Origin of the sequence: Bartonella queenslandensis AUST/NH15 (assembly GCF_000312585.1) — a bacterium.
Lineage (GTDB): Bacteria > Pseudomonadota > Alphaproteobacteria > Rhizobiales > Rhizobiaceae > Bartonella > Bartonella queenslandensis_A.
This window is the reverse complement of sequence record NZ_HE997987.1, coordinates 75,920-85,489: the sequence shown is the minus strand read 5'-3', so window position 1 is coordinate 85,489 and position 9,570 is coordinate 75,920. Positions and strand designations below refer to the sequence as shown.

General features: G+C 37.6%; 9 protein-coding genes, 1 other RNA gene and 1 pseudogene. 9 read left to right on the top strand and 2 right to left on the bottom strand.

What is annotated here, in order from left to right; genetic code table 11:
- Positions 1–148: 148 nt before the first annotated feature.
- Together BN338_RS03190 and BN338_RS03185 are read left to right on the top strand one after the other, a co-directional pair.
- Positions 149–910: pseudogene (locus BN338_RS03190) on the top strand (MFS transporter); the annotation flags it as partial.
- Positions 911–1,626: 716 nt separating this feature from the next.
- Complete coding sequence (locus tag BN338_RS03185; protein ID WP_198003668.1) at positions 1,627–2,880, top strand: MFS transporter; 1,254 nt, start codon at positions 1,627–1,629, stop codon at positions 2,878–2,880.
- A 65-nt stretch (positions 2,881–2,945) separates the two neighbouring features.
- Here the strand turns inward: BN338_RS03185 and BN338_RS03180 are convergent, their stop codons facing one another.
- Positions 2,946–3,251, bottom strand: coding sequence for a DUF2853 family protein (locus BN338_RS03180; protein WP_039758992.1), 306 nt, complete (start codon positions 3,249–3,251; stop codon positions 2,946–2,948).
- Positions 3,252–3,347: 96 nt separating this feature from the next.
- Here BN338_RS03180 and ssrA point away from each other — a divergent pair.
- From ssrA to BN338_RS03160, 5 genes are all read left to right on the top strand, one after another.
- Positions 3,348–3,703, top strand: a transfer-messenger RNA (tmRNA) gene (ssrA, locus tag BN338_RS11050).
- Between the two features lie 173 nt (positions 3,704–3,876).
- Positions 3,877–4,422: an SspB family protein gene (locus BN338_RS03175; RefSeq protein WP_039758990.1), complete on the top strand. Its 546-nt coding sequence runs from the start codon at positions 3,877–3,879 to the stop codon at positions 4,420–4,422.
- Positions 4,423–4,431: 9 nt separating this feature from the next.
- Complete coding sequence (locus BN338_RS03170; RefSeq protein ID WP_039758988.1) at positions 4,432–4,614, top strand: DUF4169 family protein; 183 nt, start codon at positions 4,432–4,434, stop codon at positions 4,612–4,614.
- Between the two features lie 10 nt (positions 4,615–4,624).
- Complete coding sequence (locus tag BN338_RS03165; protein ID WP_039758987.1) at positions 4,625–4,876, top strand: ribbon-helix-helix domain-containing protein; 252 nt, start codon at positions 4,625–4,627, stop codon at positions 4,874–4,876.
- 109 nt (positions 4,877–4,985) lie between these two features.
- Positions 4,986–7,322, top strand: coding sequence for an ATP-dependent helicase (locus tag BN338_RS03160; RefSeq protein ID WP_039758985.1), 2,337 nt, complete (start codon positions 4,986–4,988; stop codon positions 7,320–7,322).
- 41 nt (positions 7,323–7,363) lie between these two features.
- Here BN338_RS03160 and BN338_RS03155 read toward each other — a convergent pair whose 3' ends face one another.
- Positions 7,364–8,005: a DapH/DapD/GlmU-related protein gene (locus tag BN338_RS03155; RefSeq protein ID WP_039758982.1), complete on the bottom strand. Its 642-nt coding sequence runs from the start codon at positions 8,003–8,005 to the stop codon at positions 7,364–7,366.
- A 142-nt stretch (positions 8,006–8,147) separates the two neighbouring features.
- On the opposite strand from BN338_RS03155, the gene BN338_RS03150 reads away from it, so the two are divergent.
- Together BN338_RS03150 and BN338_RS03145 are read left to right on the top strand one after the other, a co-directional pair.
- Entirely contained in the window at positions 8,148–8,729 is a 582-nt protein-coding gene (locus BN338_RS03150; protein WP_039758981.1) for an SCO family protein, read from the top strand.
- A 26-nt stretch (positions 8,730–8,755) separates the two neighbouring features.
- Positions 8,756–9,570 (top strand): 50S ribosomal protein L11 methyltransferase (locus tag BN338_RS03145; protein WP_039759005.1); only part of this gene is annotated, 815 nt, incomplete at its 3' end.

Here is a 9,570-nt window from a genome sequence, read left to right as displayed (position 1 = left end):
TCCACACCCTCATCCTGCTTGTGATGTGCAAGTGAGTGGTTTTGATTGATTCAAGATAAGCAGGTTTGAAATAAGAGAATCTTACGTTATTCGGGACTCTCATTCAATATGAATAACGCTAGATTATCATTATAAATCAATATCTTGCCTTAACGAGGATCAGTTAAAAGCGTGGGGATGGCGTATTCCTTTTGTCATTGGTGGCTTTGGAGCAATCGTTTCAATTTATCTGCGTAGCTTGCTTCATGAAACAACAACCCTCAAAAGCCGTTCTGAACAACACGCCGGTAGTCTTAAAGAACTTTTTCGCAATCATAAAAAAGCATTCTTTTTGGTTGTTGGCTTTACAGCTGGCGGCTCACTCACATTTTATACATACACCACTTATATGCAAAAATATCTGATCACAACCACCGGCTTTGATAAACAAACGGCAACCACGATAATGACTGCAGCCCTCTTTATTTTTATGTTATTCCAACCTCTTTTAGGTGCCCTAGCCGATAAAATTGGAGTAAGAGCTTCACTCATTAGTTGGAGTGTCTTATCCATTATTTGCACCATTCCTGTCCTTAAAATGATTGGTAATACCCATAATGCATGGACAGCGCTCTTAATCATTATCGGAATACTCTGTATTATGAGTTTTTATACATCCATCGCCGGTATTATAAAAGCAGAATTGTTCCCTGCTTCAATCCGAGCAATCGGTGTTGGATTTGCTTTTGCCATCGGTAATGCACTATTTGGCGGCTCTGCTGAATATGTAGCACTTGGATTAAAAAATATGGGATATGAATCTGTTTTCTTTTTTTACATTGTCGGTATGATGATCATTGCCCTCATCTCTATTCTCCTTATGCCCGATATAGATAAAGGAGGATATCTCGATAAAGATCAACTTCATTAAACTTATTTACTAAATGTAAAAAGCCCATAAAATTGGGCTTTTTTATAATTATTTACCCAAAAACTTAATTTTTTATATTATAAAACCCATCTCATTATCTTACTCTCAATAATGAAAAGTTATCGAACACTTTCTACGATCTTCAGAGATCATTTTCATAACATCTCGAATGATCATTGTTGTTTATCATTTTATAGATCAAATAAAAAAACTCAATGCCGCAAGATTTTTTCATTTCTACCTTTTTTATATCATCCCCTCACAATGATACCTCTTGCAACTCATAAAAAGAATTAGTCTATGGGTAAAAATTATTTAATAAATTAATAAAATGGCGCATTGTAAATTATTAAAAGTAAAAATTTAATTAATTTTTTATAAATACTTTATAAGTGATAATTTATAATAATAAATAGGGCTTATTAATACAATAAATTTATTAACTATTATTAAAATAACTTTAATATTTATTTTATAAATTATTAAATATCATTTAAAGCATTAAGAAAACTATTTTTAGTCTATAATAAATAGATAAAATTTAAAAATATTATTTTAAATATTTTTCATAAAAAATAAATATTATATAATTGAATTTTTCTGGAAATCATAAAAAATTAATTCTAGAAAATATACATATAAATCCAAAAGGGGAACAATTCATGGAAAATGGAACAATTTCAGCATAACAGGATGCAAGAAAACGCGTTTTTGCTATTATAGCAAGCGCATCAGGAAATCTCGTAGAATGGTATGATTTTTACATTTACTCATTTGCATCAATTTATTTTGCATCACAATTTTTTCCTTCAAATGGTGATACGATTACGCCACTGTTGAAAACTACAGGTGTATTTTTTATTGGCTTTCTTATGCGCCCTATTGGCGCTTGGCTTTTGGGATTTATCGCTGATCGTTATGGACGTAAACGCTCAATGCTTGTATCCATTTTTATGATATGTGGCGGCTCTTTTTTCATTGCCATACTTCCCACCTATGAAACCTTAGGAATAACATCAGCAATCCTTCTCCTTTTAGCTCGAATGATGCAAGGACTTTCAGCGGGAGGCGAATATGGTACAGCAGCCACTTATATGAGTGAAGTTGCTCTCAAAAAAACATCGTGGGCTTTTTGCTTCTTTTCAATCTGCCACTCTTATTACAGTCAGCTTCTTGCTAGTTTCATTATATTTATTCTAGCATCTTATCTCTCTGAAGATCAGTTAAAATCATGGGGATGGCGTATTCCTTTTGTGATTGGTGGATTTGGAGCACTCGTTGCGATTTATCTGCGTCGTGCGCTCCACGAAACAACCACGAAAGAAAGCCGTTCTCAAAAACACTCTGGTAGTCTTAAGGAACTTCTCACCAAACATACAAAAGCCGTTGTCGTAATTGCCTGCTTTGCATCAGGAGGATCACTCACATTTTACACCTTTACGACTTATATGCAGAAATATCTGATCACAACGAGCGGCTTTGATAAACATACCGCAACAACGATTATGACGGCTGTGCTCTTTATCTTTATCCTCTTCCAGCCTATAGCAGGGATCATTGCCGATAAAATTGGAACAAAAACTTTACTCATCATTTGGAGTATACTCTCTGCCATCTTTACCTTTCCTGGACTCTGGTTAATCGGTAACACCCATAGTATATGGGTTGCCTTATCCGTCATTATTGGCTTGCTCTTCATTATGAGTATGTATACATCCATCTCTGGTGTGGTAAAATCAGCCATGTTTCCTTCTTCCATACGAGCATTAGGCGTTAGCATCTCTCATGCCATTGGGAACGCCTTATTTGGTGGTTCTGCTGAATACGTTGCGCTTGGACTAAAAAAGTATGGGTATGAATCACTCTTTTACTTTTACATAACCATCGTGATGATCATGGCTTTCATTGCGCTTCTCTTTGTCCCAAGTATGCGTAAAGGAGGACACCTCCAAGACGATGAAAAACATTAACGCACTCTAATAAAAAAGCCCAATTTCTTGGGCTTTTTATTCATTATCGTAAATTTAATATTGTTTTAAATTTTATGAAGTGCATCGAGTTGCTTAGCGACTAAATAATAAAAAGTTATACGACTTTTTCGACGCTCTCCAGCCATCATCTGAGCAACTTTTGAAACCGCCATTTTAGCACTCTGCTCATCAGCTTCTAAAACATCTTGAACCCATTTTTCAACACGTTCTAACTCTTTTGGATCCGATGTCGCAACAAGCGCTGCATCCTGCTTTTTCATCACCAAAGCTAAACGATGGCTAAGTCGTTCAACGGCTGCTGCATCGGGATTTGAATCATATACTTTAATATCTGCTAGATTATTTGTCATTTTGCATCATCTCCTCTCCAAAAATGAGCGGCGATACTTCACAGCCGCCTCATATAGCTCCATAAATAATTAGAGGATTAAAAATATTAACAACCCCCCCTTTTCCTAAGACTGTTCTTCATCTATATTTAAAGGGCTGGCTTGCCAGCTATGGTAATAAATGGACGGTGAAATAAACCTATTGGACCCGGGGGCGGTACCCGGCGCCTCCACCAAAATATAAACAACCTAAATTATATTTGGTGGGGGCGAAATAGGATCGACAAGGGTGTAAAGATCGCTCTTTTACTCGGCATTGTACCACCGTTATCGGGCTAAATGAGTAGTTGCAAATGACAACTATGCGGAAGCACGTCTCGCCGCCTAAGGTGGTGTGAATGTTTCAAATTGACTCTTAAACCGTCGCAGGTTTAAGCGGGGTTGGAAGGCACCTGGCAACAGAAGCCTTCACTTTTTAAAATGTTATTGATTGATCTTTCAGATATTATCAGACATTATTTTTCGTGTTTTTTTGATTCAATGAGGTAACTCGTAAACAAAATACTGCTCGTTTTTTAATACATTCTCTTAAACTGGATATCAATACGACCCATTCTGCTACGTGAAATAAAAGGAATAAACTTCGATGATTAAAGATCAAATCCGTTACGATATTCTCGTTCAGGATGCGCTTCGTGGAGTTATCCGTAAAGTTTTATCGGAAGTTGCTAAAGCAGGACTTCCGGGGAACCATCATTTTTTTATAACTTTTTTTACAAATGCCCCAGGCGTCAAAATCTCTCCACGGCTAAAGAATCGCTATCCTGAGCAAATGACGATTGTTTTGCAACATCAGTTTAGAGATCTCAGTGTTTCAGAAACAGCCTTTGAAGTAACCCTCTCTTTCAGAGAAGTTACCGAAAAACTTGTGGTTCCTTTTACTTCCATTCAAGTCTTTTACGATCCTGTAGCAGCATTTGAAGCTGCATTTGATCTCCCTTCAAAACTTCCCTCTGTAGAAAGTGAAGATTCAGAAAATACCCCATCTACGCCTATCGCTCTATCAGACAAACAAAAAAAAGAAAATACACCCACAAAAGGACAAAATCTCAGTACCAATAAAGAACCTTTAAATAACGATACAAAACAAAGCGCTGATGTTGTCTCTTTAGATTCTTTTCGGAAAAAATAATTCTTCTTCATGACTGAACCGATAAATCTTCGCCAATTTCGAAAACAAAAAAAGCGTGCAGAAAAAGCTCTTCATGCTGAAGAAAATCGCTATCGTTTTGGGCGAACAAAAACTGAAAAACTTTTCGAGCAACAAAAATCTTTCAAAACGCAAAAATTTCTTGATCAAAATCGTTTACGAAACGACGAATAAAAGGGGGAAAATGGACGAAAGTAATTCTATTGATTGGTCAAGAGTCACGCCACAAAAGATATCTGTCCGCGTTGATGGACACGCAACGAGTGTCTCTTTAGAACCACCATTTTTAGATATTCTCAAAGATATAGCCCGCAAAAAAGGACAATCTTTAGCTTTTATTATCACTGATATTGATAGCCAAAGACCGCAAAAAGTCAATCTTTCGGCGTCGTTACGCGTCTACGCCCTTCAAAGTATTCTGACACAACGCCTTTAACTTGCTTTTGTCTTAACATCTCTCGTTCAGTTAAGACTGTTGTGGTTTTTAAAAGAAAAGTTTTTTAAACCTAGCACTTTAATGAAAAAAAGATTACAAAAAAGGTATAATGAATAATTTTTCCGATCACATACCTTTCTTTGAAGAAGATTCCCCCCCAGCCCATGATGAGAAAAACTCTGGGTTTTCTTCCCCTATTCTAGAAGGAAAAAAATCATATAACACAAACTATTTAGAACAGCTCAATCCAGAACAGCAACAAGCTGTTATGAATACTGAGGGGCCTCTTTTAGTTCTTGCAGGTGCTGGTACTGGAAAAACACGCGTTTTAACAACCCGTATTTCTCACATTCTGCGCTCTGGACTTGCCTCACCTCAACAAATACTTGCTGTCACTTTCACCAACAAAGCAGCCCGTGAAATGAAAACACGTATTGGTGAACTCATTGGTGAAGTTGTTGAAGGAATGCCTTGGCTTGGAACTTTTCATTCCACTGGTGCTAAAATTTTACGCCGACATGCAGAGCTTGTTGATTTAAAAAGAAACTTTACAATTCTTGATAGCGATGATGTTCTTCGACTTTTAAAACAGCTTATTCAAGCTGAAGGATTAGATGATAAGCGTTGGCCCGCACGAAACTTGGCTATGATGATTGATTCTTGGAAAAATCAAGGACTTTCGCCAGACCATGTCTCAAAAAGTGATGCGCATTCCTTTGGCAACGACATGGGACGCGAACTTTATCGCAGCTATCAAAATCGCCTCAAAGATCTTAATGCTTGTGATTTTGGCGATCTTCTGCTTCATTCTATCTCCATCTTCCAACACAATCCAGATATTCTTCGCGAATACCACTCTCAATTTCGCTATATTCTTGTCGATGAATATCAAGATACGAATACAGCACAATATCTTTGGCTTCGCCTTTTGGCACAACATCCTCAAGGTCAAAATGTTAATCTTTGTTGTGTTGGCGATGATGATCAATCCATTTATGGATGGCGTGGTGCAAAAATCGAGAATATATTACGATTTGAAAAAGATTTTCCTTCTGCCAAAACTATTCGTCTAGAACGCAATTATCGTTCAACATCCCATATTCTTAAAGCCGCCTCCCATCTGATTGCCCATAACGAAGAAAGGCTAGGGAAAGTCCTTTTCTCTGCTCAAATAAAGAGTGAGGAAGAAAAAGTAAAAATTCATTCAGCATGGGATTCGGCAGAAGAAGCACGAGCAATCGGAGAAGAGATCGAACGCGCCCAACAAACCGGTCATGCATTAAATCATATGGCTATATTGGTACGCGCCTCATTTCAAATGCGTGAATTTGAAGATCGCTTTGTAACGCTTGGCCTTAACTATCGCGTCATTGGTGGTCCTCGTTTTTATGAGCGAATGGAAATACGTGATGCCATGGCTTATTTACGCGTTGTTGTCCACCCAGCTGATGATTTAGCTTTTGAGCGTATTATCAATACACCTAAACGCGGCATAGGAGATGCAACCTTGCGCATCCTTTATGAGAGTGCGCGAGCACGTGCTATTTCTCTCTTTTCCGCAGCCGCTGACATCATTGAAACAGATGAGCTAAAACCTAAGGCACGCAGTGCTTTACGAAGCCTTATTGAAAACTTCCGTCGCTGGCAAAATATGCTGCAATGCACCCCCCACAGAGAGCTTGCTGAGATCATCCTTGACGATTCTGGTTATACAACCATGTGGTTAGAAGATCGCTCACCAGAAGCACCCACACGACTAGAGAACCTTCAAGAGATGATCCGTTCCATAGAACAATTTGAAAATCTTCAAAGCTTTTTAGAACATATTGCACTGGTTATGGAAACGGAAAATAATGAAAACATGGATGCTATCAACATCATGACACTTCATTCCGCTAAGGGACTTGAATTTGAAACAGTTTTTCTTCCAGGCTGGGAAGAAGGACTTTTTCCCCATCAGCGCTCATTAGATGAAGGAGGACGTTCAGGACTAGAAGAAGAACGGCGTCTTGCTTATGTAGGGCTTACAAGAGCAAAAAAATATCTGCATATATGGTTTGTATCCAACCGCAGAGTTCACGGCCTTTGGCAATCTGCTCTTCCCTCCCGTTTTCTAGATGAATTACCAGCAGAGCATATAGAAATCATAGCCATGGAAACATCCTATGGTGGTTATGGAAAATCCTCCTTTCAACATCATGATCCCTTTTATAATAACTATGCAACACCAAGACAAAAACCTGCACAAAAAAACAAAAATATTGAAGGAAAAATTATCGCTCAATCAATCTCTCATGAATCATCAAAATTTTCTATCAATGATCGAATCTTTCACATAAAATTTGGTTATGGTCATATTACAGCGATAGACGATCATAAATTGACAATCATGTTTGAAAAAGCTGGAGAAAAGCGCGTACTGGATAATTTTGTAGACAAAGCTTAACAAAAAAAACACAATCCATTTTTTCAAAAAAACATTTTATTTTATTCTGAATGCCATTTCCATTTGCAAACAAAAGCTTCAATGGATAAATTTTGCATATCAGGCAATGCGTTGTGAATTTTATCAAGCGGCCAATCCCACCAAGCCATATCTAAAAGATCTTCTATCACATGATCGGGAAAACGCATTCGCAATCGCTTAGCAGGAACCCCAACAACAATCGTATAAGGCATAACATCTTTCGTTATAACAGCATTTGCTCCAATAATTGCCCCATGTCCAACTATCACCCCAGGCATAATAACCGCGCCATGTCCAATCCATACATCATGCCCAATAATAACACGTTTTGCACAACGCCTTTCACGAAGAGAACGATCGAGTGCCATATAACGAAAATATTCGTTTGGACGATAGGTTATTTTATGCGTTGAAACGCGCTCCATAGGATGCTCCAACGCATTCATCCGTACATGAGAAGCAATAGAACAAAAACGCCCAATATCGCTATAAATAGCTTCACTATTACGTTCTAAATAAGAAAAATCTCCAACGGTTACATCCCGCAAAATCACCCGCTCATTAATTTCCACATAACGCCCTAATTTACAACCATGCAGCCGTGCTGTCGTATGAATACGGGGATTACTTTCATGAAATCGCAGATCGTTCTCAATATTCATGCATCTTTTACCAATATTTCATCATAGACATAGAAAGACATACCAACCAAACCAATAAAATCAACCGTGAAACAAACAACAAACATTGCAAAAAAAAACAGCCAATGCTAGAGTTTCTTGACAAGTTTTAGAGAGACAAGTTATGAAAAATGTAATCCGTATTTTAGGGCTAACAATTATATTTCTTACGGGAGTTTTTATTTATGATGCATTTATAAATAAGCCTTTAGGTGATAGCTTTACTCTCACTGATTCAAATGGAAAAACGATTACCGAAGCTGATGTCCGCAGTAAACCTTCAATTATTTTCTTCGGTTTTACAATGTGCCCTGAAATCTGTCCTACGACATTGATGAATCTTGATCGATGGCTTACAGCCCTTGGGCCTAAAGCTGATAAACTAGGAAAATGGTTTGTAACTGTTGATCCTGAACGTGACACCCCTGAAGTGCTTCATGAATATCTCAGTAATTTTACCAATGAAATTATTGGCATTAGTGGAGATCCTGAAAAAGTTCATAAAACGGTCAATTCTTTCAACATCGTTGCTGAAAAAGTTCCTGGAAAAGATGGAAATTATACTTACAACCATACGGCAGCAATTTTTTTACTCAAAAAAGGTGGAAAATTAGCAGGTGTTATCCGTTATGAAACGGAAGAAAGTGATAGCGAATTAAAAGATAAAATCGCTATTGAACGGCTAAAAAAGCTTATCTCAAACTAAAAAAGCCGATCAAAAGAAAGAACAGCATGTCACAACAAATTCGCCTCTATTATACGACTTTTAAAAATGAAGCAGAACGGCTCTATACCCTTATAGAAAAAGCTTTTGACGAAGAAGGATATCCTCTGGCTCTTGTAGAGATAGATGAACAAAATGCTGTCTATGAGCTTTCTTTGTATGTTGATCAAGACAATCAAGAGAAGACTTTGAAGCGCTTTGCTAGCATTCTTTCTATAGATTCTGATAAAATTAATCATGAAATTTTGCCCAATATTGACTGGGTACAAAAAAGCCTAGAAGGACTAAAACCTGTACATGCTGGTCCTTTTTTCCTTCATGGGAGTCATAACCGAGATACCATTCCTACAAATGTTTTCCCTATTGAAATTGAAGCAAATCAAGCCTTTGGGACAGGACATCATGGAACAACAGCCGGTTGTTTGGAAATGATCGCCAAAGTAATGAAACACGAAAATCCACAAAATGCCCTTGATCTTGGAACAGGCAGTGGAGTCTTAGCCATTGGCATGGCAAAACTCAAACCTATTGCTATACTTGCATCGGATATCGACCCAATCGCTATCAAAGTTGCACAACATAATATCGCACTCAATGGTGTAGAGAAATATATTACAGCAATTACAGCAACAGGTTTTACCCATAATGAAATTACATCACGGGGCCCCTTTGATCTCATTGTTGCCAATATTCTTGCCAACCCTCTCATTGAACTTGCACCAGAAATGGTTCAAGTGCTTCAAAAAGGTGGATCACTCATACTTTCTGGAATCCTTGAAGAACAACATGCTGATGTTCTAAAGGCTTATGTAAAACAAGGGCT